General features: G+C 53.0%; 22 protein-coding genes. 13 read left to right on the top strand and 9 right to left on the bottom strand.

Translation table 11 applies throughout. From position 1 onward, the window contains the following. Positions 1–57: 57 nt before the first annotated feature. A complete protein-coding gene (locus CSC3H3_RS08925; RefSeq protein WP_101265906.1) occupies positions 58–378 on the bottom strand; it encodes a hypothetical protein in 321 nt (106 codons plus the stop codon). Between the two features lie 202 nt (positions 379–580). On the opposite strand from CSC3H3_RS08925, the gene msrA reads away from it, so the two are divergent. Next, positions 581–1,225: a peptide-methionine (S)-S-oxide reductase MsrA gene (gene msrA / locus CSC3H3_RS08920; protein WP_101284612.1), complete on the top strand. Its 645-nt coding sequence runs from the start codon at positions 581–583 to the stop codon at positions 1,223–1,225. A gap of 77 nt (positions 1,226–1,302) precedes the next feature. Here msrA and CSC3H3_RS08915 read toward each other — a convergent pair whose 3' ends face one another. The 6 genes from CSC3H3_RS08915 to moaB form a co-directional block, all read right to left on the bottom strand. Further along, complete coding sequence (locus CSC3H3_RS08915; RefSeq protein ID WP_101284611.1) at positions 1,303–2,064, bottom strand: IclR family transcriptional regulator; 762 nt, start codon at positions 2,062–2,064, stop codon at positions 1,303–1,305. A gap of 72 nt (positions 2,065–2,136) precedes the next feature. Then, a complete protein-coding gene (locus CSC3H3_RS08910) occupies positions 2,137–2,952 on the bottom strand; it encodes a hypothetical protein (RefSeq protein WP_101265911.1) in 816 nt (271 codons plus the stop codon). A gap of 228 nt (positions 2,953–3,180) precedes the next feature. Next, the gene (locus tag CSC3H3_RS08905; RefSeq protein WP_101284610.1) at positions 3,181–4,326 is read right to left on the bottom strand and encodes a DNA alkylation repair protein; all 1,146 of its coding nucleotides are present in this window, start codon (positions 4,324–4,326) and stop codon (positions 3,181–3,183) included. Between the two features lie 209 nt (positions 4,327–4,535). Next, a complete protein-coding gene (locus tag CSC3H3_RS08900) occupies positions 4,536–5,627 on the bottom strand; it encodes a methyl-accepting chemotaxis protein (protein ID WP_101286170.1) in 1,092 nt (363 codons plus the stop codon). A gap of 633 nt (positions 5,628–6,260) precedes the next feature. Then, positions 6,261–7,031 (bottom strand): sulfite exporter TauE/SafE family protein, encoded by a 771-nt coding sequence (locus CSC3H3_RS08895; protein ID WP_101265915.1) that lies wholly within the window; start codon positions 7,029–7,031, stop codon positions 6,261–6,263. 94 nt (positions 7,032–7,125) lie between these two features. Next, positions 7,126–7,659, bottom strand: coding sequence for a molybdenum cofactor biosynthesis protein B (moaB, locus tag CSC3H3_RS08890; RefSeq protein ID WP_101286169.1), 534 nt, complete (start codon positions 7,657–7,659; stop codon positions 7,126–7,128). Positions 7,660–8,096: 437 nt separating this feature from the next. On the opposite strand from moaB, the gene CSC3H3_RS08885 reads away from it, so the two are divergent. The 6 genes from CSC3H3_RS08885 (at position 8,097) to CSC3H3_RS08860 (ending at position 15,789) form a co-directional block, all read left to right on the top strand. Continuing rightward, positions 8,097–10,049 carry an acetoacetate--CoA ligase gene (locus tag CSC3H3_RS08885; protein WP_101284609.1) on the top strand — a complete coding sequence of 651 codons (1,953 nt, stop codon included), beginning with the start codon at positions 8,097–8,099 and terminating at the stop codon, positions 10,047–10,049. A 535-nt stretch (positions 10,050–10,584) separates the two neighbouring features. Further along, positions 10,585–11,604, top strand: coding sequence for an amino acid ABC transporter substrate-binding protein (locus CSC3H3_RS08880; RefSeq protein WP_101265919.1), 1,020 nt, complete (start codon positions 10,585–10,587; stop codon positions 11,602–11,604). A gap of 112 nt (positions 11,605–11,716) precedes the next feature. Next, a complete protein-coding gene (locus CSC3H3_RS08875; RefSeq protein ID WP_101265921.1) occupies positions 11,717–12,913 on the top strand; it encodes an amino acid ABC transporter permease in 1,197 nt (398 codons plus the stop codon). Between the two features lies 1 nt (position 12,914). Beyond that, positions 12,915–14,018 carry an amino acid ABC transporter permease gene (locus CSC3H3_RS08870; RefSeq protein ID WP_101265923.1) on the top strand — a complete coding sequence of 368 codons (1,104 nt, stop codon included), beginning with the start codon at positions 12,915–12,917 and terminating at the stop codon, positions 14,016–14,018. Between the two features lie 18 nt (positions 14,019–14,036). Further along, positions 14,037–14,819 (top strand): amino acid ABC transporter ATP-binding protein, encoded by a 783-nt coding sequence (locus tag CSC3H3_RS08865; RefSeq protein ID WP_281262540.1) that lies wholly within the window; start codon positions 14,037–14,039, stop codon positions 14,817–14,819. 139 nt (positions 14,820–14,958) lie between these two features. Next, the gene (locus CSC3H3_RS08860; RefSeq protein ID WP_101284608.1) at positions 14,959–15,789 is read left to right on the top strand and encodes an ABC transporter ATP-binding protein; all 831 of its coding nucleotides are present in this window, start codon (positions 14,959–14,961) and stop codon (positions 15,787–15,789) included. Positions 15,790–15,896: 107 nt separating this feature from the next. Here the strand turns inward: CSC3H3_RS08860 and CSC3H3_RS08855 are convergent, their stop codons facing one another. Then, positions 15,897–16,661 (bottom strand): DeoR/GlpR family DNA-binding transcription regulator, encoded by a 765-nt coding sequence (locus tag CSC3H3_RS08855; RefSeq protein WP_101265925.1) that lies wholly within the window; start codon positions 16,659–16,661, stop codon positions 15,897–15,899. A gap of 223 nt (positions 16,662–16,884) precedes the next feature. Further along, positions 16,885–17,808, bottom strand: coding sequence for a LysR family transcriptional regulator (locus CSC3H3_RS08850; protein WP_101265927.1), 924 nt, complete (start codon positions 17,806–17,808; stop codon positions 16,885–16,887). 329 nt (positions 17,809–18,137) lie between these two features. On the opposite strand from CSC3H3_RS08850, the gene CSC3H3_RS08845 reads away from it, so the two are divergent. Genes CSC3H3_RS08845 through CSC3H3_RS08820 form a run of 6 tightly spaced genes read left to right on the top strand, consistent with a single transcriptional unit; the run spans position 18,138 to position 24,350 of the window. Continuing rightward, positions 18,138–19,346: an ABC transporter substrate-binding protein gene (locus CSC3H3_RS08845; protein WP_101265929.1), complete on the top strand. Its 1,209-nt coding sequence runs from the start codon at positions 18,138–18,140 to the stop codon at positions 19,344–19,346. Between the two features lie 6 nt (positions 19,347–19,352). Continuing rightward, on the top strand, positions 19,353–20,153 hold the full coding sequence (locus CSC3H3_RS08840; protein ID WP_245881377.1) for an ABC transporter ATP-binding protein: 801 nt from the start codon (positions 19,353–19,355) through the stop codon (positions 20,151–20,153). Beyond that, positions 20,146–20,856: an ABC transporter ATP-binding protein gene (locus tag CSC3H3_RS08835; protein WP_101265931.1), complete on the top strand. Its 711-nt coding sequence runs from the start codon at positions 20,146–20,148 to the stop codon at positions 20,854–20,856. The genes CSC3H3_RS08840 and CSC3H3_RS08835 overlap by 8 nt, the downstream gene beginning before the upstream one ends. A gap of 11 nt (positions 20,857–20,867) precedes the next feature. Beyond that, positions 20,868–21,749, top strand: a complete 882-nt coding sequence (locus tag CSC3H3_RS08830) for a branched-chain amino acid ABC transporter permease (RefSeq protein ID WP_425444980.1) — start codon at positions 20,868–20,870, stop codon at positions 21,747–21,749. A gap of 1 nt (position 21,750) precedes the next feature. Beyond that, entirely contained in the window at positions 21,751–22,737 is a 987-nt protein-coding gene (locus CSC3H3_RS08825; protein ID WP_101265935.1) for a branched-chain amino acid ABC transporter permease, read from the top strand. 11 nt (positions 22,738–22,748) lie between these two features. Continuing rightward, positions 22,749–24,350 (top strand): GMC family oxidoreductase, encoded by a 1,602-nt coding sequence (locus CSC3H3_RS08820; protein WP_101284607.1) that lies wholly within the window; start codon positions 22,749–22,751, stop codon positions 24,348–24,350. Positions 24,351–24,373 lie beyond the last annotated feature (23 nt).

Genomic DNA, 24,373 nt, shown 5'->3' with positions numbered 1-24,373 from the left:
GTGGCGGGGGCGTTATTTATTTTGATGAATGAACAACGACCTGCTGAAAAAAGCAGCTTAACTGATCGAGCGTGGCTGTACTGACTTTTGACGCAGGCGCCTTGTGACCGGGCCGGGATCGGTTTTACGCAGGTAAACACCAATCCAGCGCGGTGCCTGATACAGCGCCTTTTCCAGAAATCCGTTTCGCTGATAAATTTTCCAGCGGATATGCTGAATGATGCGACGCGCACGTTTGGAACCACTTGCCAGCATGGGTATGGCAATCGCAATTAGAACCATACCGAAAAATGGTGGGGGTAAAGGCAAAAAGGACAGGCCCACAAGCAGCAGCACCAAACCACCACCCACCAGCCCGAAAGACCGAACGAACCGCATTCAACCGACTTTCCGCTTGGAAACACGCCGCAATACCGTACCCTGTTTTGATAGAATACAGGGCCTGCAAATGGTATTATGCGGCCCGTGGCCGATTGATAAAAACGAAACAATCAAGACAATTTGAAGCATCGGTGATTGCACCGCATCAAATCCCGGCTACATTGCGGGAAACACGTTTCATTCATCTGGCAGGTTGACCATGTTTAATTCCGTTCCACCCGAAAAATCACGCATGCCGTCCCGCAGCGAGGCATTGCCGGGTCGCCCCGATGCCATGCCGGTGCCCGAATTCCACGCAGTAAACGGCAATCCCCTGACCGGCCCCTTCCCCGACCACCTTGAAACGGCTGTTTTCGGTATGGGCTGTTTCTGGGGGGCTGAACGCCTGTTCTGGCAACAGGATGGCGTTTACAGCACGGCCGTTGGCTATGCCGGTGGTTACACCCAAAACCCGACCTATCGCGAAGTATGCTCCGGCCAGACCGGACACGCCGAAGTCGTTCTGGTGGTTTTTGATCCATCTGTCATTTCCTATGACCAGCTTCTGAAAATCTTTTGGGAAAATCACAACCCGACCCAGGGCATGCGTCAGGGCAATGACATTGGCACGCAATACCGCTCTGTCATTTATCCCGTCAATGGCACGCAAAAGGATGCCGCACTGGCGTCACGCGCAAACTATCTTGGTGCGCTGAAAGGTGCCGGTCTAAGCGACATCACCACCGAAATCGAAGACGCACCGACCTTCTATTACGCCGAGGATTTCCATCAGCAATATCTGTTCAAAAATCCGGATGGATATTGCGGCCTTGGCGGTACGGGCGTTTCCTGCCCTGGCAAATGATTTTCGGATAACCTGACAGCTCAGCAAAACGGCCCATCATGATCAGACGGGCCGTTTTGCTTGTTCGGCAACATGCATCACACCGGGATGCCACCATATTCCCGGCTAAGATCGCCGCAAACACGGCGAATCAAATTGCCAAAAACGGCAATGCGTTCTTCGGGGATGCGTGCCGCAGGGCCGGAAAGCGACAATGCCGCAATCGGATCGCCCGTTTCATCGCGGACAACACCGGCAACACAGCGCAGGCCAACAGCATGTTCTTCATCATCCAGGACCCATCCCTGCTTGCGTGCAATGGCAAGGTCATTTTTTAGGCTGTCGGCGGTGGTGCGCGTGCGTTCCGTCATCTGTGGCAAACCATGCTGGGCAATCACAACATCCACGTCCTTGGCCGGTAAAAAGGCCAGCAGGGCCTTGCCCACCCCCGAACAATGCATCAACGCCCGGCGACCCGGTGTTACAAGGGCCCGCATCATCTTGCGGCATTCCACCTGAGACAGGAAAATCACTTCACCACCATCGGCCACGGCAAGGTTTACGGTCTCGCCGCTTTCTTCCATCAATGCCCGCATGTAGGGCCGCGCGATCTGGCTTAGATTGCGGTTTTTGGTAAAGGCATTACCAACGCTAAAGGCTTGCACGCCAATTGACCACAGGGTGCGTTCACCATCAAAGGTGACATAGCGTTCGTGCTGCATGGTGGTAAGCAGACGATGCACCGTCGATGGCGGCAATTTCACACGCTGCGAAATTTCCGTCAGCGTCATGCCATCATCACTGTCAGCAAGGGTATTTAAAATGCCCAAGGCACGCACCAGCGACTGAACCTGCTGCATATGGCGATTTCCTCCCGCATGAAAACGCGTTCTTTTGGCTGGCGTTATCAGCGGGATGCACGCAAGCGGAAATCAGCCTCCTGTCTGTGCAATTCCACGGTTACGCCACCATACGACGCTGGAATATCCAACAAGATAAATCGTTGCTGCCGCAAAAGCGAGAAGCGTTCCAACCCCGATGCCAAATTGCGGATAGGTAAAGCTGACCATGACGATATAAATCAGCAAGGCGCCCATTCCCCGGGGAAAATTGCGGATCACGGTATGAACCGGCGCAATGCCGTATGACACGTGTAAAATCAGGATCATGGGATAAAGCGTTACCGGAAAGCCGGCAAACAGGCCCGACCATCGCGGACCAATAATGGCAGCTGCACCACTGATCGCCACAACAATAAGTGCCGCCGTCGCCGCCCGGATGGCAACAATGCCGTGCGTAATGCGGATACGCTGGGCAATGCTGACATTTTCGATAGACCGAAACAGAAATATCGAAACCACCATCGCAACCAATAGCGCCCCTGCCGCTTCAAACAGGGTGAAGGTAAAAAGCTGGCCCAGCCAGGACACAAACACAAACGCCGCAAAAGATGCCAGCGAGGATATAGGGACCTGCCACAACAACGACATATGGGTGACCGCGCGCGATACCAGGTAGTAGGCATATAAAAATGCCAGTGTCGCAATCAGCCCTGGCAACGCATAAACCGCACTTTCCTGGGCAAAATGCACGCCCTGTTCGATCGCGATGAAAAACAGCAAAATCGCCGTTCCCAGCGGGTAACCTGATAGCACCCCGGCCACCCGCGGCCCGGCGCGTTCGGCCAGCATTGACAGCCCCAAAACCACAATGATGGAAACGGCAAGTTTGGCAATAAACAGCGACATGGGGGACCTGCAAAACAGCAAGAAAGAACAAAACGTTGTCGAATTGTTGCAATTTTATCAAAATTACGCCAGTGAAATATTTCGACCGTTTTGATCTGGCTTACAGAAAGCGGCCCAGCCTGCCCCATATGAAACCGGGCTAATACGCGGACTTATCAACGGGCTATCATCGATTTACGTTTACCATATCACCAGGCCAGCCAACTTTGCGATACGGTTGCCCCCATTTCAGGGAATGCGCAAATCAAATGGCGCACTTGCCACTTTTTGCCCGTTTACCAGCACATCAATAATATGTTGGCCGGGGTAATATTTGCGGGTGGTGATTTCATAAATCCGATGGGTTCGGGCAAGAGAAATGCTTGCACCGGGCTTAAGCACCAGCTTCTTCCATTTGAAAACCTTGGCTGCCAGACTGCCATTCGCCTTGCGGTGATGAATGGCATAATCAATCACGATATCGCGTATTGCCGGTTCTTCGTTTTTTATCGCAATCGAAAAACCAATCTCGCTGCCCAGTTCAATCGCATCAGTGCTTAAATCCAATGCCGATACCGCCACTTTAACCGGGCCAAAGCCAAGTGCCGCCAGGGTGGGTTCATGCCCCTGTTTGATCAGGCTGCGGCAGGCATGGTTGATCATACGCTGGCGGGGTTTTGGGGCATCACGCAACCAGTCCGCCGCGATCCCGGCGACCAGATCAGGGTGATCTTTTGAAATATCATTCAGGTTATTGGCAACCGACCGGCGCACATATTCCGCCCTGTCATCACGCAAACGGGTTAAAAGTGCGATGACAGGTTTGGGGTCCTCAATGAAAACCGGCAGGCGCATCCCCCATGGCAATCGCGAGCGCGTCCCTTCGGATACCAGTCTGCGAACGTGGGTATTCGCATCCTCGACCCAGCCCGCCAAAATCGCCAATGTTTGTGCAGTATGGTTCGCCAGAAACGGGCGAATGGCAAATTCCGCACTAAAGCGTTGGGTTAACTGATAAAGACTACCCATTGATAATTCGACATTATCCTGCCCATGCCGGGCGATGTAATCCGCCATTGGCATAATTGCCCAGCCGCGTATGCCTGGACCGGAAATTGCCGGTTGCGGGTCGGTAATGTCGTTAAAATCACCGCTTGGTGCTGGCGCCAGGCTCTGGTTGATAATGCTAACGGCACGGGCAAAATCATCGGGCAGATGGGTAGAAAGCGCATCGAGGATCTGATTGCTGCGCTGTTTTAATTCCAGGGCAGCAAGATTGTCGCTGGCATCCCGGATAAATGCATCATGGTCAAACGACGTATCATGCCGCAAAATATTGGCCGCCATATCGGCAATCAATGCCGGTGAAAACAGGTCTTTCAAAAGCTCGGCCATGATGTCGTCCCCAAATCAATGTTCTTTATCCGTTCCTATCGTTATCCCTACCCAATAGCCATCCTGTTTTGCCGCCACTACTGACATTTCCTGACAGCAGACCGCCTGGCGGCTTACAAACACCATACGCAAAAACGACAGCAGGCAGGTACTTCCTGTACCCGCCTGGCTGACGAACTATAGTATCAAAAACTCAATCTTTGCGCTGATCAGCTTTCCACGGCTTCCAACTCCCGTGTCCGCTCAACAGGTTTTGTCAGCGCAACATGCCTGCGCGCCGTTCGCAAATCATTGCGCGGCTTTTGCACAATGACCCCGCGCCAGCCCAGCCCTTCATAGGTCTCGTAGCCCGGTGTCAAGGCGAAGCCAACAATGCTGCCATCTTCCAACAGGTAAGAATCCTTGTCATTCTCGCTAACCTGCAGGGCGAAACGTTCGCCGCGGCTGGACATGCCATCGGACGCAGCAATGACATTATAATTTCGATCCACAATCATCACACGGGTTCTGGGTGCCTCTTCCTCGGCAAAGCTGATGGAATTAACAACCGAATCTGCCTGGGTTTCCCAATCAAAAAATATCCCCATCGCACCGATGATTTCACCGTCCGCTTCACCCTCGGCCCGAACAGCCGTGGCATAGGTTGCTGTTGAACGCCCGCCCAGATGCTGGTTTCGTTCAATATCGGCGACCGAATATTCGGTGCCATCCCGGGTGGCCATTGCCTGGCGGAACCAGGGTTCATTACTGACATCGAGCCCCTTGACGCGGTAACGGTCCGGTCGGCCATTGGCAATAACCCGGCCATTACAATCCGCGACCCACAAATCAAGATAAACCGTATAGGAATCCAGAATAACCCCAAGGCGTTTTGATGCCCAGTTTGTCGCCTTGTCATTTTCCGGGTCTGCACAGCCATCGACAACCGCGCTATCGGTTGCCCACCAGCGAACGTCACACGAACGTTCATACAGGTTACGGTCAATCAGTTCGATCACATACAGCGCCAGATCGGACAATCGCGCCCCGCGCACCATTTGTGCCGTCGCACGCAAATCGCGGGCTTCGGTCGCAAACAGGTTTTGCAGTTCATTGGCGATGGATGTGACCTGCTGGGAAATGCTGTTAACCTCGTTGGCAACAACAGCAAAGCCCCGTCCCGCCTCTCCCGCACGGGATGCTTCAATAAGCGCGTTCAGTGCCAGGATTTTGGCAGCCTTGGTGACATTCTGAATTTCATTGACCTTGGCTGTCGTTAGTTCCGACATTTTTGTTGCAGCATTCAGGATTCTCTCAGGCATGTTATCCCCCATGTTTTTTAAAGTTCCTGATAAGAAAAGGCTGCGCCGCTGGCCGAGGATGCACACGCAATATTTTTGTAACACACAACCAATGTGTTAAATTAATTCCAAATTATTTCAATTACTTGCGCTATTGTTTCAGTTTTCGCAAACACCTATGCCAAATATTCACAAATAAAAGACAGAAGTTACGTAATACCAATTTACCGGAATATATAATCTTACATCTTAATTTATATATACTTACGCATTAATATACAGCCCCAAAGCAGGACAAAGTTACCCTGCTTCAAGCCAGGGAAATCATCGCAGAATCAGAGTCGCGTTGGATTTTTATCGGTAAAAAACAGTTGAAAATGCCATTTTTTTAAAAATTTTAGCATCAAATGCGAAAACACCCTATACAACCGCTATAAGTATGCTTTTGCGCAATTTTCACCTGCACAAAAAGCTGCAATCCGGCTGTCACCAAGAGGTATCCTCCAGCCTAGAAGGCCCGCCCGACAGATTATTGAATTTTGATCACATAAAGCCGCAAAACAAAAAAACAGGGCACACCCAAAGATGCGCCCTGCCCTGTATTTCATACCTGTATCATGCGGCAATCACTGCTCGGCCTATTGACCTGGATCGCTACAGCATTCCGAAATGCGATAGTCCATCCCACAACAGTTTCAGTCCCGTCACCAGCAACAGCACATAACAAACGCGGTAAAACAGAACCTCGTTGATTTTGTCATGCGCCCAAAGCCCCAGCCAGGTGCCAGCAATTGCAACCGGCGCCAAAACAGCAGCTGTTTCAAGGTTCGCCCCGTTAAACTGGCCAAGCAGCCAGTATGGAATAAGCTTTACGTAATTCACAACGATGAAGAACATAACGGTTGTGCCAACAAACACCGTTTTATCCAACCGCTGCGGCAGCAAAAACACGGATATCGGCGGCCCACCCGAATGGGCAACGAAACTGGTAAAGCCCGAAATAGCCCCCCAAAACGTACCAGGCAGCCATTTGGCTTTTTTGGGTTGGTCCCCCGCCGATTTACGTCGCAACCAGCGATCAAGCGTAAAGCCGATCGCAATAAGCGCGATCAGGATTTTAACGGCTTCCTCGCTTAGATAGTTAAACGATAATGAACCGACGAGAATGCCAATCAGGGCAGCCGGGATCAGGATCATCATGTTGCGACGATCCCAATTTTTGCGATACGCCCAGACATTGGCCAAATCCATCAGACACAGGATCGGCAACATAATGGCGGCCGCAACTTGCGGCGACACTGCAAGCGCAATTAACGGCACGGAAACAACGCCAAGCCCGCCGCCAAAACCGCTTTTTGACACCCCGGCAATCAATACGGCCGGGATCGCCACGACATAAAAAAACGGATCGCTGATTATATCCATCAATCTTCCATAACACCGTTACCCTGTTTGCCTGCAACAGCATGTTTACCGCCATTTCAGGCCATAAAGCGCAGATCAAACAGGGGCGTCCGGTTTACTTTTCCAACAGGCGCGGCATCAGCTCGACGAAATTGCACGGGCGATGCCGGAAATCGAGCTGATAGACAAGGATATCGTCCCACGCATCCTTGCATGCCCCGTTTGAGCCTGGCAGCGCAAACATATATGTGCCGTTCGCAACCCCTGCCACAGCGCGCGACTGGATCGTCGATGTGCCAATTTTGGCGTAGGACAACCAGCGAAACAGCTCACCAAAACCGGGAATTTCCTTTTCATAAACGGCCTGGTGCGCCTCGGTCGTGACATCGCGCCCCGTAACCCCCGTTCCACCGGTTGAAATGATCGCATCAACACTGGGGTCTTCCGACCAGGCTTTTAACTGGGCAACCAGCTGGTCAAACTCGTCAGGCAATATTTTACGGTCAATAACCGTATGCCCCGCCTTTTCGGCGCGCTGCACCAGAATATCGCCCGACGTATCGGTCGCAAAGCTGCGCGTGTCGCTCACGGTCAACACGGCGATATTGACTGGCTTGAAAGGCAAGGAAGGATCAATCTTTCCCGGCATGTCCGAAACTCCGAAATAAAAATATTGCCAGCAGCTTACTGCCCCTGCTTTGGTGTGCAAGCTATTCGTCGCAAAAGTTTTTATGCGAATTTCGCGCACGCTGGCAGCACCCCGCATGACCACGCGTCGCATCGACCCTGGATAAAGTTGCGAAACCCGAATGGCTGCCTAGATTCTGCTGGCAGATATGCAAGCATGATTCATTTCACAGTGAACCAATAAAATTCAATGCGTTATCTCTTAAACCCAATAAAACACATCAGGATAAACCACTTCCCGATTAACGATCTTCGGCAATGCAACACCAGTTTTCTTGCCGCGCAGCATATTTCGACGTAAAAAGCGGTAGGGTGATACCGAATTACCGATAACAGTTACAAACCGTGGCATCCCCTTAATTCATAACAACATTGACGCAGGAAACAGAGGTATCGACGATGACGGACATTCTTTGGCAACCAAGCCCGGAACGCATAAAAAACGCCAACGTTACGCGCTTTCGTGAATGGCTTAACAACCGCAACGACCTGCAGTTGGAAAATTTCGTCGATCTGTATGACTGGTCCGTCAGCGATATGGAAACCTTCTGGCCAGCATTCATCGAATATGCCGGGTTGAAGGCCGAAAAATGGGGCGACACGGTGCTGGAAAACCCGCACCAGATGCCTGGCGCCAAATTTTTCCCCGAAGCACGGCTGAACTTTGCCGAAAACCTGCTGCGCCGCGATGACCACAGTGATGCGCTGGTTTTCTGGGGCGAAGACAAGGTTAAAACCCGCCTTTCCTGGTGCGATTTGAATATTGCCGTATCAAAATTTTCACAGGCCCTGCGCGCCCAGGGCGTGGGCAAAGGCGACCGCGTGTGCGGCTATATGCCCAACATGCCTGAAACCGTAATTGCGATGCTCGGTACGGCCGCCATTGGTGCCACATGGTCATCCGCCTCGCCCGATTTTGGCGTACAGGGCGTTGAAGACCGCTTTGGGCAGATCGAACCCAAAGTCATGATCACGGTTGATGGCTACTATTATAATGGCAAAAGCCACGATATTCGCGAAAAGGTAAAGGATGTCGTTGACCGCATCCCCAGCATTGAAACCGTTGTGATCGTCAAATATGCCTTTGACGGTGAAAACACCACCGGCATTCGCGGCGCCGTTTCGTATGGCGACTATACCGGTCGCTATGACGCCGAAAAAATCGAATTCGAACAGGTGGAATTTAACCACCCCCTTTATGTGATGTTTTCATCGGGCACCACGGGCAAACCGAAATGCATTGTGCATGGCACCGGCGGCACGCTGTTAAAGCAGGTTTCCGAACATTTGATGCATTGCGACGTCGCGCCGGGTGACCGGGTATTTTATTTCACCACCTGCGGCTGGATGATGTGGAACTGGCTGATGGGCGGCCTGGCGGCTGAAGCAACCCTGCTGCTTTATGACGGATCCCCCTTCTATCCCAGTGGCAATATCCTGTTTGATTATGCCGATGCCGAAGGCATGACCCTGTTTGGCACATCGGCAAAATATATCGACGCCCTTGCCAAGGCCGAATTGAAACCGCGCGAAACCCACGATTTGTCAACGGTGCGCGCCATGACATCGACCGGCTCGCCCCTGGCGCCCGAAAGCTTTGATTATGTCTATCGTGATATCAAAGAAGACATCCATCTGGCGTCGATATCCGGTGGCACCGATATTCTCGGCTGTTTTGTACTGGCAAGCCCGGTCCTGCCGGTACGCCGCGGCGTCATCCAGACCCGCGCCCTTGGCGTTGCAGTCAATGTGTATGACGATGAAGCAAAACCGGTGCGCAATCAGAAGGGTGAGCTGGTTTGTACTGCCCCCTTCCCCTCCATGCCGGTTGGCTTCTGGAATGACCCGGATGGGCAGCGCTACCACGATGCCTATTTTGATCGCTTCCCCAACACATGGTGCCATGGCGATTATGTAGAGCTTGATGATGATGGCGGCATGGTGATTTATGGCCGTTCCGACGCCACACTGAACCCAGGTGGCGTGCGCATCGGTACAGCGGAAATTTACCGCCAGGTCGAGATGCTGCCTGAAATCCAGGAATCCATCGTTATCGGCCAGGAATGGGACAACGACGTTCGTGTGGTGCTGTTTGTGGTGCTGACACCGGGCACCACACTTGATGACGCGCTGGCAGACCGTATCCGCAAGCAGATCCGCAATAACTGCACGCCACGCCACGTCCCGGCCAAGATTGTTGCGGTCGATGATATCCCGCGTACCAAATCGGGCAAAATCACGGAATTGGCTGTGCGTGATGTGGTGCATGGACGGGCGGTAAAGAATCAGGAAGCACTGGCCAATCCCGAAGCGCTGGACCTGTATGCCGACCTGGAAATTCTGCAGAGCTGATTTCGCGTCGCAGCAAAACGCATATCATGCCCCGGCATCCAGATACGATGCCGGGGCATTCTTTTTCTCAAATCCTTGAGAACAGCGCCGGTCACCAGAGCAATTATTCACCCCTGCGATAATTGCTCCGATTCCGCATCGCAGCGACGATCAAAATTTAATCAGGACACATTTTTGCCAATTTTTTACACACAAACACCGCGTCATAAAAAAAAATGGCGCTAAAATGGCAAACGAACCTGTCCAAAAAGACAGGAACACAAGCCATTGATATAAAAGATATAAATTCGATATCCTCATTTCAGTACCGATTTTTTGGCTAATTTGATTACCCAAAAAGACAATTTTTGTTGCGAAAATTTCTACACCGGCAACCTACCCGCTGTTTTTCGCACTTGACACATACGGCCCTAAAATTCCTTAATTTGGCTGTCCGAACAAAAGGACAGAACAGATATGTCCATTTGGCATGTCTGGGGTGGCATAGAAGTTACCAAAGCCATTAAGAATGCTTTGCTAATGAGGGAGCTAATAAATGAAAATGAAAACGATCCTGGCCGCTGGCGCAATGTCTGTTGCCGCCATTGCCGCAAACAACGCCCACGCTGGCGCTGTGCTTGATGGCATCAAGGCCAAAGGTTTCGTTCAGTGCGGCGTGAATACCGGTCTGCCGGGTTTCTCTGCTGCAAATGCGGAAGGCAAATGGGAAGGCCTTGACGTTGATGTTTGCCGCGCAGCGGCAGCAGCACTTCTGGGTGATGCCGAAAAAGTTCAGTACACCCCGATGACCGCTGCACAGCGCTTCACCGCTCTGCAGTCTGGTGAAATTGACATTCTGTCGCGTAACACCACCTGGACCCTGACCCGCGATGCGAAACTGGGTCTGACCTTCGGTGGCGTTAACTACTATGACGGCCAGGGCTTCCTGGTCCCGAAATCTCTTGGTGTGACCCACGCAACCGAACTGGACGGTGCAACCGTCTGCGTCGAGCCGGGCACCACCACCGAACTCAACCTGGCTGACTATTTCCGCGCCAAGGGCATGAGCTTCGAGCCGGTCGTTATCGAAAACATCAACGAAACCACGGCAGCATTCTTTGCTGGTCGTTGTGACGTTTACACCACCGATGCTTCCGGTCTTGCATCTGTCCGTCAGACCATGGCTCCGAACCCGGATGACTATGTGATCCTGCCGGAAATCATCTCCAAAGAACCGCTTGGACCGGCTGTCGCACAGGGTGACGATCAGTGGGCCGACCTGGTTCGCTGGTCGCTGATGGCGATGATTGAAGCCGAAGAACTCGGCGTCAACAGCGGAAACGTTGACGATATGAAGAAGAGCGAAAACCCCGGCATCCAGCGTCTTCTGGGCGTTTCCCCGGGCATGGGTGAAGCTCTTGGTGTTGACGAAGAATGGGCTTACCGCATCATCAAACAGGTTGGCAACTATGGCGAAAGCTACAAAGCCAACGTAACCGCAAAGCTGGGCCTGGAACGTGGTCTGAACGCTTTGTGGACTGACGGTGGTCTGCAGTACGCTATTCCGGTCCGTTAATCGTACCGGTCTTCGTAGACGAAATGAGCTCCGCCCACTGGCCTTTTTTGCCGGGGCGGAGCTTTTCGTTAGAGCATCTGCATATTGGATACAATCTACACCTGAGGGACAGATGAGTAAGACTCAACAGGCCCCGGGGGGTGTCCGTTCCAAAGGCCTCGCCGATTACCTGAATGACGAAAACGTTCGCGCTGTAATTTATCAGATCATTGCGATCGGTCTTGTCATATTGGCTGGCTGGTATCTGGTGTCCAACACCCTGGACAACCTGGAACGGCAAAACATCTCAACCGGTTATGGCTTCCTTAATCTGGAAGCATCGTTCGGGATCAGCGAAAGCATGATCGACTATACGCCGCGCAGCAGCTATGCAACGGCACTCATGGTCGGCCTGCTTAACACCGTCAAGGTCGCATTTCTCGGCATCGTTCTGTGTACCATCATTGGCACGATCTTTGGTGTTGCACGTCTTTCGTCGAACTGGATTGTGCGCAAGCTCGCCACGGTTTATGTCGAGACATTCCGGAATATTCCGGTTCTGCTTCAGCTTTTCTTCTGGTATGCGATCATTCCGGGCGCATTTCCTGCAGCGCGTAATGCCCTGCAGCCCCTGCCCGATGTTCTGCTGACCAATCGCGGGATGTATATCCCGGTTCCGGTTGCCGACAATGCCTATGATTTCATGGGGATTGCTGCAATTCTTGCGTTTGTGGTTATCTATTTCGTCAAGAAATGGGCAGCCAAACGTCTGGATGCCACCGGCCAGCCCTTCCCGATTTTCTGGGCCAGCGTTGGTATTCTGGTTGGTTTTGTCCTGATCGCCTATATTGCCGGCGGCGCACCGACCGAAATGGACATCCCGGAACTCAAGGGCTTCAACATTCGCGGCGGTTATAACATTTCGCCGGAATTCATGTCGGTTCTCATCGGTCTGACGATCTATACGTCAACCTATGTCGCCGAAGTTGTCCGTTCCGGTATCCAGGCCGTTCCGAACGGCCAGTGGGAAGCTGCCGACAGCCTTGGTTTGAAGCGCTCTGTTTCGCTGCGGAAAATCATTCTGCCGCAATCCATGCGCGTCGCCATTCCGCCGCTGACCAACCAGTATCTGAACCTGACCAAAAACAGCTCGCTTGCTGTTGCTGTCGGGTACCCGGACCTGGTTTCGGTGTCGAACACAACCATGAACCAGACCGGTCAGGCGATCGAGGCAATCTCGATCTACATGGCTGTTTATCTTGGCCTCAGCCTGATCACGTCGCTGTTCATGAACTGGTTCAACAAGAAAATGGCATTGGTGGAGAGGTAAGATGGCAACAAGTACCCAACTACCACCGGGCCCGAATGGTTCTGTCGGTCAACGTGCTGTTATCTGGGTTCGCAGAAACCTTTTTAACAGCTGGTTCAACTCGATCCTGACAATTCTCGCCATTGCTTTTGTGGTCTGGATTGTTCCGCCGATCTTTGAATGGGCCGTGCTTAATGCAACGCTGACCCCGACCATCGAAGCCTGCCGCGAAACCACCGGCGCCTGCTGGGGCTTCGTCAATGCCAATCTTCGACTGATCCTGTTTGGGGTTTATCCCTTTGATCAGCAGTGGCGTCCGTTGCTGGCCATGATCATCCTGATCGGCATCATCGTGGCAAGCCTTGCCGGCGTACGTTATCCGCGCCTGCAAAAGCTGATCCTGCCGATGTGGATTGTTGGCATTCCGGCGATTGCCATTCTGATGTGGGGCGGCATGCTTGGCCTTACCTACGTTCAGAACAGCTCGTGGGGCGGCCTGCCGCTGACGCTGATCCTGTCGACGATCGGTATCGTTTTCGCCTTCCCGCTTGGTCTGCTGCTGGCCCTTGGCCGTCAGTCGAACATGCCGGCGATCAAGACCCTGTCAGTGGTCTATATCGAAGTCATTCGTGGCGTCCCGCTGATTACGGTGTTGTTCATGGCATCTGTCATGTTCCCGCTGTTCCTGCCGGATGGCGTTTCCATCGACAAACTTCTGCGTGCCCAGATCGGTATCATCCTGTTTACAGCGGCCTATCTGGCCGAAGTATTCCGTGGTGGTCTGCAGGCTGTTCCGCGTGGCCAGTTTGAAGCAGGTGATTCCCTTGGTCTGTCCTACTGGCAGTCCATGCGCCTGATCATTCTGCCGCAGGCCCTGCGTCTGGTCATTCCGCCAACGGTCAACAGCTTCATCTCGATGTTCAAAGATACGACCCTGGTCGTGATCATCGGTCTGTTCGACCTTCTGGGTGCGGTCAAGCTGGCACTGCGCAGCGACCCTGCCTGGACCCGCTATTATGTCGAAGGTTACGTTTTCGCTGCGGCGATCTTCTTCCTGATCTGTTACTCGATGGGCCGCTATTCCGCATATCTTGAAAAAGAATTGCGCAAGGGCGAGCGCCGGTGAGGAGAGAGGAAAAACAAAATGACTGCTACTGAAACCACCAATAATGTTGCTCCGCCGCCGTCGAACGAAGACGTGATCACCATTCGCAAGGCGAACAAGTGGTATGGCAACTTTCACGTTCTCAAAGACGTGGATCTTACCGTTCGCAAGGGTGAACGTATCGTCATCTGTGGGCCGTCGGGTTCGGGTAAATCCACCCTTATCCGCTGCCTGAACCGTCTTGAAGCCTATCAGGCTGGCGAGATTACGGTTGATGGCATTCTGCTGGGCGACGATGTGAAAAACATCGAAGCTGTGCGCCGCGAAGTTTGCATGGTGTTCCAGCATTTCAACCTTTTCCCGCACATGACCGTGCTGGAAAACCTCACCCTGGCGCCGATCTGGGTTCGCAAAACCCCGAAGAAAGAAGCCATCGAACTTGCCATGCACTACCTGAAGCGTGTTCGCATTGCAGAACAGGCCCACAAATATCCGGGTCAGCTTTCCGGTGGTCAGCAGCAGCGTGTGGCCATTGCACGTTCACTGTGCATGCAGCCGAAAATCATGCTGTTCGATGAGCCGACCTCGGCCCTTGACCCGGAAATGGTCAAGGAAGTTCTCGACGTGATGGTTGAACTGGCAAAAGAAGGCATGACCATGCTGTGCGTGACGCACGAAATGGGCTTTGCCAAAGAAGTTGCCGACCGCGTTGTGTTCATGGATGCCGGTGAAATTGTAGAAATGGGTGAACCCCATGACTTCTTCGCCAATCCGAAAAGCGAACGTACCAAACTGTTCCTTAGCCAGATCCTTTCGCACTAAGCGAAAATCAGGTTTAAAACGGTTAAGCGGCCCCGAATTTTTCGGGGCCGTTTTTCTTTTTGCGCATTTCATCCTTGCGCCCTGCCCGCCAAGCAGCGACTATCGGCCCAATAGATTTTCGCATAACACTGATTGCATCATGACATTGCCCAACGATACCGCCCAAAACCCGGCAAACGCGACCTCGCCTTTTTTGGCTATTCATAATCTGGTCAAAAAATTTGGCGAAAACACCGTGCTGGATGATGTCAGCCTGTCGCTTGATCGCGGGCAGACAATGGCGATTATCGGCCCGTCGGCAGCGGGCAAAAGCGTGCTGCTGAAATGTATGGCCGGTGTTTATGGTGCCAATCAGGGCTCGGTCCTGATCGAGGGCAAAAACATCGCCGAAAACGATGCCAGCAATGACGCAAGCTGGACCGATCGTGTCGGCATGCTGTTTCAGCAAAACGCCCTGTTTGACAGCCTGCCGATCTGGCAAAATGTCTGCTTTCAGCTGATCGAGAACGGCAGCCTGTCACGAAAACAGGCAAAGGAACGCGCCGTCGAACTTTTGGGGCTGGTTGGCCTGGATGCCGATAGTGCAACTTTACGTCCGGCCGACCTTTCGGGCGGTATGCAAAAGCGTGTGGGTATTGCGCGTGCCATTGCCAACAACCCGGAAATCCTGTTGCTGGATAACCCAACAGCCGGCCTTGACCCTGTGCTTTCCAATCATATTGAAAACATGATTGAAACCATCGCCAAAAAGCACAAAACGACCGTCATCACCGTGACCAATGACATGGAAATCGCGCGTAACCGTTATGATTTCCTGACCATGATGCATGAAGGCCGGGTCTATTGGAGTGGCAAGCGCGACGATATTTCCGATGCCCACAACGAGCACCTGACACAGATGCTTAAGGGTTCATCCCAGGGGCCGATTTCGATGCGCACACGAAATCGCGGGCAACATCTCGTCGCCTGACAGCCCTTTCACCTGCAATATTCAATGCACCAATATGCAGTTAGGCTCCCCAAAGGACCCTAACCGTTATTGGCACTGTATTGGCTGATTTATTTGCGCCTTTTCGGTCAATCCGCGCAATAAACGGACAGATCCGCCTGTTCAAGGATGTTTTCCCATGCCTTGCCTGGCGCAACATCGGTAAACAGGGCGTCGACCTCGGATAAATGGCCAAGCCGCACCATTGCGCGACGGCCGAATTTGGAAAGGTCAGTGCACAAAAATGTCTGGCGGGAATTGGAAATGATCGCGCGGGCAACACGCACTTCGCGATAGTCAAAATCCATCAGGCTGCCATCTTCATCAACACCGGAAATACCGATAATCGCGTAATCAACCTTGAACTGGCTGATAAAGTCGATAGTGGCTTCACCGATAATGCCAAAGTCACGCTGACGCACGACACCACCAGCAATAATCACCTCAAATCCCGGGTTAGCAGCGCAAATCTCGGCGACATGCAGGTTATTGGTAATGATCTTAAGGTTCTTGTGATCAGACAGGGCACGGGCGACTTCTTCGGTCGTCGTTCCGATATTGATAAAAAGCGACGCCCCTTCGGGAATGTGACGTGCCACCAGACGGGCGATTTTGCGTTTCGCCTCAAGATTAAGAACCTGGCGGTCCGTGTAAGCCGTATTTTCAGTGGTCGAAAGGCTTGCCGCACCGCCATGATAACGGGCAATCAGCCCTTCTTCGGCCATTTCATTGATATCGCGACGGATGGTCTGCGGGGTAACATCAAAATGCGTCGCCAGTGCATCGATGGTCATAAAGCCGCTAACGGCTACCTTCTCCAGAATTTCCCGGCGGCGCCTGTCCAATTTACCCATGTTCTCTCCGATACGGCGATGTGATTTTATATAAGTTTGTTCTCATTTCGCAGTCATGCTCCCTAACATGCGGGGATCGCACAAAAGATGCAAGACCATGCTGCCCCGAAATCGCTGCCTTACCCTTTACCGGACAGTCAAAAAGCACGTGAAGGGCTTTTCAGGTGCCAATCACCGCCCCACCCACATTCTACGATCCCAATTAATCGCCCGAACGAAACATTCAGGCATCACGTACGGCGGGCATGGATGCTGCGGTCAACAGATCGGTTGCGGCGTGGGTTTCTTCGCGGATGAAATCCGCCAGCAGGCGAATCCGCGCCACATTGATCATATCGCTATGGCATACCATCCAGTAATCGCGCATGATTTTTACGGTTTCGGGTAAAACCGGCACCAGGTCATCAAAGGCAACCGCCATAAAATACGGCAATATGCACAGCCCGAACCCCGCCCGGGTTGCTTTAAGCTGCGCAAATACACTCGAACTTTGATAGCCCGCGCGAAAGCCCGGCATCAGTTCGGCCAGATAGTTCAGTTCCTGGGTAAAAATCATATCCTCGATATAGCCAATGAATGAATGCGAGGATAATTGCGCACGATCGGTGATTGGTCCGTGTTCCGCCAGATATTGCCGCGATGCGTAAACATACAGTGCATAGCTTGATATTTTCTCGCGATGGTAAGACCCGGTTTTGGGGGTATTCAGCGCGACCGAAATATCGGCTTCGCGGCGTGAAAGCGAAACGATCTGCTGAATATTGACCATTTCAATCGACAGGCTGGGATGGCGTTTGGCAAAAAACGGCAGCTTTTCACCAATGAAAAAATTGCCAAACCCTTCGGGCACACTAAAACGTACAACCCCGCTTAGGGCAAATGACCCGGTGCCCACCTCTCCCAATAATTTATCGGCTTCCTGCGCCATTGTTTCAGTTGGCGACATCAGGCGCGCGCCCAATGGCGTAAGCACATAACCACGGGGATTCCGCTCAAATAATTTGGCGCCCAAACGCTGTTCAAGGCGGTCGATACGCCTTGCTACCGTAACGTGACTTGTGCGCAGGCGGCGTGCGGCAGCGGACAATTGCCCGTCTCGCGCGACAGCCAGAAAATACTGCAAATCATCCCAGGAAAAATTGTTCATCGGACCGTTCTGTTCATTTTTGTACAGATATTGTCCAAAATTATATATTTGTTGACCTTTTGGTCAATGTTAGCGTTCACATCGAACAACAAAACAATAACCCGCTTGCCTGAAAACAGCCGCAGGCGGAGAATATCAGGGCATCGAAACAACCTTCCGGTGCGTTACAAAAATAAACAAGTACACGGCACAGTGTACGCCTATCCGTCGCCTGTCCTCCGCCGCAGTCAACTGACTTGCGGTCAAAGCAGAGTTCGGAAAACAGGAACGTCACCCGCCATTTCTGTGAATGGCGGTAACAACATGGTTCAGTTAGGGAGGAACCTCAGATGAAGAAACTCGCGATGGCATCACTTGCCGTCATGGCGGCCGCTGCTGCACTTCCGGCACATGCGGCTGGTGTTTCCGACGATATCGTTAAAATCGGCATTCTCAATGACCAGTCCGGCGTTTACGCCGATTTCGGTGGTAAATGGTCTTATGAAGCCGCCAAAATGGCCGTCGAAGATTTCGGCGGAACCGTTCTGGACAAGAAAATCGAAGTCATCACCGCCGACCACCAGAACAAGCCTGATGTTGCGGCCAACATTGCCCGTCAGTGGTATGACGAAGACAAGGTTGATGCGATCATGGAACTGACGACCTCGTCAGTCGCACTGGCTGTTCAGGGTATTTCCAAAGAAAAGAAAAAGATCGACATCGTAACCGGTGCGGCAACGACCGCGCTAACCGGTGACCAGTGCTCGCCCTATGGCTTCCATTGGGCCTATGACACCCACGCCCTTGCAGTTGGTACGGGTGGCGCACTCGTGAAAAACGGTGGCGATACCTGGTACTTCCTGACGGCCGATTACGCTTTTGGCTATTCGCTCGAAGAACAGACCTCGAAATTTGTTACCGACAATGGTGGTAAGGTTCTGGGTTCGGTGCGCCATCCACTTTCCAGCACCGATTTCTCGTCCTTCCTGCTCCAGGCACAGGCATCGGGTGCCAAGGTCATCGGTCTTGCCGATGCCGGCCTTGATACCGCCAATGCCATCAAACAGGCATCGGAATTCGGTATCGTTCAGGGCGGTCAGCGCCTTGCCGCCCTTCTGTTTACCCTGGCCGAAGTGCATGGCCTGGGTGCCGAAGCCGCACAGGGCCTGTCCCTGACCGAAGGTTTCTATTGGGACCGCAATGATGAATCGCGCGAATTTGGTAAACGCTTCCATGATCGTACCGGCCGCATGCCGAACATGATCCAGGCAGGCACCTATTCGGCTGTTCTTCAGTATCTCAAGGCGATCAAGGAAGTTGGCACGGATGAAACCGAAGCCGTCGCCAAAGCCCTGCATGAAATGCCGGTCAATGACGTGTTTGCCCATAACGGCAAAGTCGGCGCCAACGGCCGCATGATCTATGACATGTATCTGATGGAAGTCAAAAAGCCGTCCGAAATGAAGGGCGACTGGGACTACTACAATGTTCTTGATACCGTCCCCGGTGACAAGGCATTCATCGCCCCGTCCGAAAGCGGCTGCGCACTGGCGCAATAAAACATGATGGCAACCGGAGAACTTCAAAATCCCGGTATGTCGCAAAACGCGAACGAGGCACGAGTGGTTCTTTCCGCTCGTGACCTCCGCCGCGATTTTGGTGGCTTTACCGCGGTCAACAATGTCAACCTGGATGTCCATCATGCCCGGGTGCATGCGCTGATCGGCCCGAATGGCGCAGGCAAAACCACTGTTTTCAATCTGCTAACAAAGTTTCTTCAACCCACAAGTGGTACAATCACCCTTCTGGGTCATGACATTACCAAAACCCCGCCCGCCAATGTCGCGCGTATGGGACTGGTGCGCTCATTCCAGATTTCGGCGGTATTTCCGCATCTGACGGTTCTGGAAAATGTGCGTGTCGCCCTGCAACGTCCTGGTGGCCTTGCCATCCAGTTCTGGCGGTCGATGAACACGCTAGACAGCCTCAATGACCGCGCGATGGAGCTTTTGAAATCCGTCGGGCTGGAAAAGGATGGCGATAGCTACGCTGCCGACCTTTCCTATGGTCGCAAGCGTGTGCTTGAAATTGCAACCACCCTGTCGCTGGACCCGAAAGTCCTGCTGCTTGATGAACCAATGGCGGGCATGGGCCAGGAAGATGTGGGCCGGGTTGCCGAAATTATCCGTGAAGTGGCGCGTAGCCGTGCCGTTCTGATGGTGGAACATAACCTGAAGGTCGTGGCGGATCTGTGTGACCATATCACCGTGCTTCAGCGCGGCGAAATTCTGGCCGAAGGCAATTATGACACCGTCAGCAACGACGAACGCGTAAGAGTTGCCTATATGGGGACAGATGATGAGTGACAAGGATATCCTTCTGTCCGTCAGGGATTTGAATGCCTGGTACGACGAAAGCCACGTCCTGCACGGGGTGAATTTGAATGTCCGCCGGGGCGAAACCGTTACCATTCTAGGCCGTAACGGCGTGGGTAAAACCACCACATTGCGGTCCATCGTTGGTATTTTGCGCAAACGCACCGGGGCCATTGAATTTAACGGCCACGACCTGATGCGCCTGCCCCTGCACAAAACTGCCAAAACCGGCCTTGGTTTTGTGCCCGAGGAACGCGGCATTTTTGCCAGCCTCAGCGTCGAGGAAAACCTGATGCTGCCGCCGAAAATTTCCGATAGCGGCATGAGCATCGAGGAAATATACGACCTGTTTCCGAACCTTTATGAACGTAAAACCAGTTCCGGCACCAAACTTTCGGGTGGCGAACAGCAGATGCTGGCCATGGCGCGTATGCTGCGCATCGGCGTTGACATGCTTTTGCTTGATGAACCGACCGAGGGCCTGGCCCCGGTCATTGTTCAGCGCATTGGCGAGGTTTTACAGACCCTGAAACAGCGTGGCATGACCATTTTGCTGATCGAGCAGAATTTCCGCTTCGCCAGCAAAATCGCCGACCGTTTTTACCTGATGGAACATGGCCTTGTTTCCGCAGGATTTGACGCCAGCGAACTGCCTGCGCGCATGGATATGCTGCACGAGGTTCTAGGAGTTTAAACGCCGTGATCATGATTTTTGGAATTCCCATTCAGGCGTTTCTGGGACAGTTGCTGATCGGCCTTATCAACGGGTCGTTCTATGCAATGCTCAGCCTTGGCCTGGCGATTATTTTCGGCATGCTGCGCGTGATCAATTTCGCCCATGGCGCCCAATATATGATGGGTGCCTTTGCCGGTATGCTGCTGCTGACCTGGCTTGGTGTGAATTACTGGTTCGCTCTGATTCTTGCCCCCGTCATTGTCGGTCTTACCGGCATTGTCGTCGAACGCTTTGCACTGCGCCGCCTTTATAACCTCGACCATCTTTATGGCCTGCTGTTTACCTTTGGTCTGGCATTGGTGGTTGAAGGCGCGTTTCGTTATTTTTATGGCTCCTCGGGCCAGCCCTATGCCACGCCCAAACTGCTAAGTGGCGGTGTCAATCTGGGCTTCATGTATCTGCCGATCTATCGTGGCTGGGTGGTTGTTGCTTCACTGATCGTGTGTATCGGCACCTGGGTTCTGATCGAAAAAACACGTTTGGGTGCCTATCTGCGCGCAGCAACGGAGAACCCCATCCTTGTTCAGTCATTTGGCATCAATGTGCCCCTGCTTCTGACCTTGACCTATGGTCTTGGCGCCGGTCTGGCGGCATTGGCAGGCATCATGGCGGCACCGATCTATCAGGTCAGCCCGCTTATGGGCTCCAATCTGATTATTGTGGTTTTCGCCATTGTCGTGGTTGGTGGCATGGGATCGATCATGGGGGCCATTATTACCGGCTATGCGCTGGGTATTCTTGAAGGCCTGACCAAGGTTTTCTACCCCGAAGCCTCAAACATCGTGATCTTTGTCATCATGGCACTGGTTCTTCTGGTCCGGCCTGCCGGTCTGTTTGGTCGGGATGCGTGATATGAAAACATCTTCCATGACATCTTCTGCCACCACCAGTACCGGCACCCGTATCCAGCTTGCGCTGCTTGCTGTTGCGTTCATTGCCCTGGTGATTGCGCCCTTCGCCTTTTATCCGATCTTTCTGATGAAGGTGCTCTGTTTCGCCCTGTTTGCATGTGCTTTCAACCTGTTGCTGGGCTATACCGGGCTTCTGTCATTTGGCCATGCCGCATTTTTTGGCGGGGCATCCTATTTCACCGCCTATGCGGTCAAAGAATGGGGCTTCCCACCTGAACTGGGCATTCTTGTTGGTGTGGTTGGTGCTGCCCTTTTGGGGCTGGTGATGGGCTTTTTTGCCATTCGTCGCCAGGGCATCTATTTCGCCATGGTCACGCTCGCGCTGGCACAGATGTTTTACTTTTTCTGTCTGCAGGCTGAATTTACCCATGGTGAAGATGGCCTTCAGGGCGTGCCGCGCGGCCATTTCCTGGGTTTTATCGACCTTAACCAACCGCTTAACATGTATTTCTTCGTGCTGGGCATTTTCGTGATTGGTATTTTCGCCATCTGGCGCATTGTCCATTCGCCGTTTGGCATGATCCTGAAATCCATCCGCGAAAACGAAGACCGCGCCATTTCGCTGGGCTATTCGGTTAACCGTTACAAGCTTGGTGCCTTTGTGATGTCGGCGGCCCTGGCCGGGCTGGCAGGGGGCACCAAAACGCTGGTGTTCCAGTTCGCCACCCTGACCGACGTTGCCTGGCAAATGTCGGGCGAGGTTATCCTGATGACGCTTCTGGGTGGTATCGGCACCATTTTTGGTCCCATCTTTGGTGCGGGTTTTGTCGTGACCCTGCAAAACTACCTTGCAGCATCGGCATTCCCCGTTACCGTCCTGACCGGGCTGATCTTTATGGTCTGCGTTCTGGTGTTCCGTCGCGGGATCATTGGTGAATTCAATGCATCGCGCCTTGGTGCCCGTTTGGGTCTGCGGACCAAGCAATAAGGCCCCTTTTCATGACAGAAGAAACCTTTGACTACGTCATTGTCGGTGCCGGGTCGGCGGGCTCTACGCTCGCCAACCGCCTTTCGGAAATCGACAATGCCACAACCATCCTGCTTGAAGCCGGTGGTAAGGATCGCCATCCCTGGATCCATATCCCGGTGGGCTATCTTTATTGCATCGGCAATCCTCGTGTGGACTGGTGCTTTAAAACCGTGAACGAAACCGGCCTCAATGGCCGGTCCCTCTCCTATCCGCGCGGGAAGGTTTTAGGCGGCTGTTCATCGATCAATGGTATGATCTATATGCGCGGCCAATCCACCGATTATGACCAGTGGCGTCAGTCAGGTTGCACCGGCTGGGGCTGGGATGATGTGCTGCCGCTTTTTAAAAAATCCGAGGATTATTATAAAGGCGCGGATGCCCTTCATGGTGCCGGTGGTGAATGGCGGGTTGAAGAAGCCCGTCTGCACTGGGACATCCTCGATGCCTTTCAGGATGCAGCCGAACAGGCAGGTTTCCCGCGTGTTGATGACTTCAACCGAGGCAATAACGAAGGCTCCAGCTATTTCAAGGTTAACCAGCGTCGCGGTATTCGCTGGAATACCTCCAAGGCTTTTTTGCGCCCAGCACGGGACCGCGCCAATCTGAAAATCCAGACACATGCCCAGGTCCGCCGCCTGATCATTGAAAATGGTCGGGCTGTTGGCGTCGAATTTGACCATCACGGCACCATCCGCACCGTCCGGGCCCGCCGCGAGGTTATTCTTTCAGCCGGATCGGTCGGCTCGCCGCATATTCTGGAACTTTCGGGCATTGGCCGTGGCGATGTATTGCAAAAGGCTGGCATCAATGTTGTTCATGAAAACAGTTCGGTTGGCGAAAACCTGCAGGACCATTTGCAACTGCGCTGTGCCTTCAAGGTGTCAAATATCAAAACCCTGAACGAACAGGCCAATTCCCTGTTTGGCAAGGCGGCAATCGCGCTGGAATATCTGTTTAACCAGTCCGGCCCCATGTCGATGGCCCCCAGCCAACTTGGTATGTTTACGCGGTCGTCATCAACCTATGATATGCCCAATCTGCAATATCATGTGCAGCCCCTGTCGCTGGAAAAATTTGGCGATTCCGTTCACCCCTTCCCGGCCTTTACCGCCAGTGTCTGTAACCTGCGGCCCGAAAGCCGTGGTTCCATTCACCTGACCAGCCCGGATTATAAAACCCAGCCCGCCATTGCACCCAATTACCTGAGCGCACAGGCCGACAGGCAGGTTGCCATTGATGCCATCCGCCAAACCCGGCGGATCGTGGCCCAAAAGGCATTGCAGCCCTATAACCCGCAAGAATTCAAACCAGGCCCGTCTTACGAGACTGACGATGACCTGTCAAAAGCCGCGGGTGACATTGGCACCACCATTTTCCACCCGGTGGGCACCTGCCGGATGGGAACGGATCCCGACGCCGTTGTCAGCCCGGCCCTGAAATTTAACGGGATTGCCGGCCTGCGTATCGCCGATGCCTCGATCATGCCAACCATTGTTTCCGGCAACACAAATTCGCCGACAATCATGATTGCCGAAAAGGCCGCCGAACTGATCAAGGCGGATGCGGCATAAAAGCAGCATTGCTTTTCACGCAA

The organism is Thalassospira marina (assembly GCF_002844375.1).
In the GTDB taxonomy this organism is placed as follows: domain Bacteria; phylum Pseudomonadota; class Alphaproteobacteria; order Rhodospirillales; family Thalassospiraceae; genus Thalassospira; species Thalassospira marina.
This window is presented reverse-complemented; position numbering and strand designations above follow the sequence as displayed.

Coding starts and splice junctions, on each gene's coding strand:
- CSC3H3_RS08870 (WP_101265923.1), top strand. CDS start 12,915: ATGGCAACAAGTACCCAACTACCACCGGGCCCGAATGGTTCTGTCGGT.
- CSC3H3_RS08830 (WP_425444980.1), top strand. CDS start 20,868: ATGATTTTTGGAATTCCCATTCAGGCGTTTCTGGGACAGTTGCTGATC.
- CSC3H3_RS08915 (WP_101284611.1), bottom strand. CDS start 2,064: ATGCAGCAGGTTCAGTCGCTGGTGCGTGCCTTGGGCATTTTAAATACC.
- CSC3H3_RS08850 (WP_101265927.1), bottom strand. CDS start 17,808: ATGAACAATTTTTCCTGGGATGATTTGCAGTATTTTCTGGCTGTCGCG.
- CSC3H3_RS08840 (WP_245881377.1), top strand. CDS start 19,353: ATGGCAACCGGAGAACTTCAAAATCCCGGTATGTCGCAAAACGCGAAC.
- CSC3H3_RS08860 (WP_101284608.1), top strand. CDS start 14,959: ATGACATTGCCCAACGATACCGCCCAAAACCCGGCAAACGCGACCTCG.
- CSC3H3_RS08885 (WP_101284609.1), top strand. CDS start 8,097: ATGACGGACATTCTTTGGCAACCAAGCCCGGAACGCATAAAAAACGCC.
- CSC3H3_RS08835 (WP_101265931.1), top strand. CDS start 20,146: ATGAGTGACAAGGATATCCTTCTGTCCGTCAGGGATTTGAATGCCTGG.
- msrA (WP_101284612.1), top strand. CDS start 581: ATGTTTAATTCCGTTCCACCCGAAAAATCACGCATGCCGTCCCGCAGC.
- CSC3H3_RS08880 (WP_101265919.1), top strand. CDS start 10,585: ATGAAAATGAAAACGATCCTGGCCGCTGGCGCAATGTCTGTTGCCGCC.
- CSC3H3_RS08875 (WP_101265921.1), top strand. CDS start 11,717: ATGAGTAAGACTCAACAGGCCCCGGGGGGTGTCCGTTCCAAAGGCCTC.
- CSC3H3_RS08900 (WP_101286170.1), bottom strand. CDS start 5,627: ATGCCTGAGAGAATCCTGAATGCTGCAACAAAAATGTCGGAACTAACG.
- CSC3H3_RS08895 (WP_101265915.1), bottom strand. CDS start 7,031: ATGGATATAATCAGCGATCCGTTTTTTTATGTCGTGGCGATCCCGGCC.
- CSC3H3_RS08825 (WP_101265935.1), top strand. CDS start 21,751: ATGAAAACATCTTCCATGACATCTTCTGCCACCACCAGTACCGGCACC.
- CSC3H3_RS08905 (WP_101284610.1), bottom strand. CDS start 4,326: ATGGCCGAGCTTTTGAAAGACCTGTTTTCACCGGCATTGATTGCCGAT.
- moaB (WP_101286169.1), bottom strand. CDS start 7,659: ATGCCGGGAAAGATTGATCCTTCCTTGCCTTTCAAGCCAGTCAATATC.
- CSC3H3_RS08910 (WP_101265911.1), bottom strand. CDS start 2,952: ATGTCGCTGTTTATTGCCAAACTTGCCGTTTCCATCATTGTGGTTTTG.
- CSC3H3_RS08865 (WP_281262540.1), top strand. CDS start 14,037: ATGACTGCTACTGAAACCACCAATAATGTTGCTCCGCCGCCGTCGAAC.
- CSC3H3_RS08925 (WP_101265906.1), bottom strand. CDS start 378: ATGCGGTTCGTTCGGTCTTTCGGGCTGGTGGGTGGTGGTTTGGTGCTG.
- CSC3H3_RS08820 (WP_101284607.1), top strand. CDS start 22,749: ATGACAGAAGAAACCTTTGACTACGTCATTGTCGGTGCCGGGTCGGCG.
- CSC3H3_RS08845 (WP_101265929.1), top strand. CDS start 18,138: ATGAAGAAACTCGCGATGGCATCACTTGCCGTCATGGCGGCCGCTGCT.
- CSC3H3_RS08855 (WP_101265925.1), bottom strand. CDS start 16,661: ATGGGTAAATTGGACAGGCGCCGCCGGGAAATTCTGGAGAAGGTAGCC.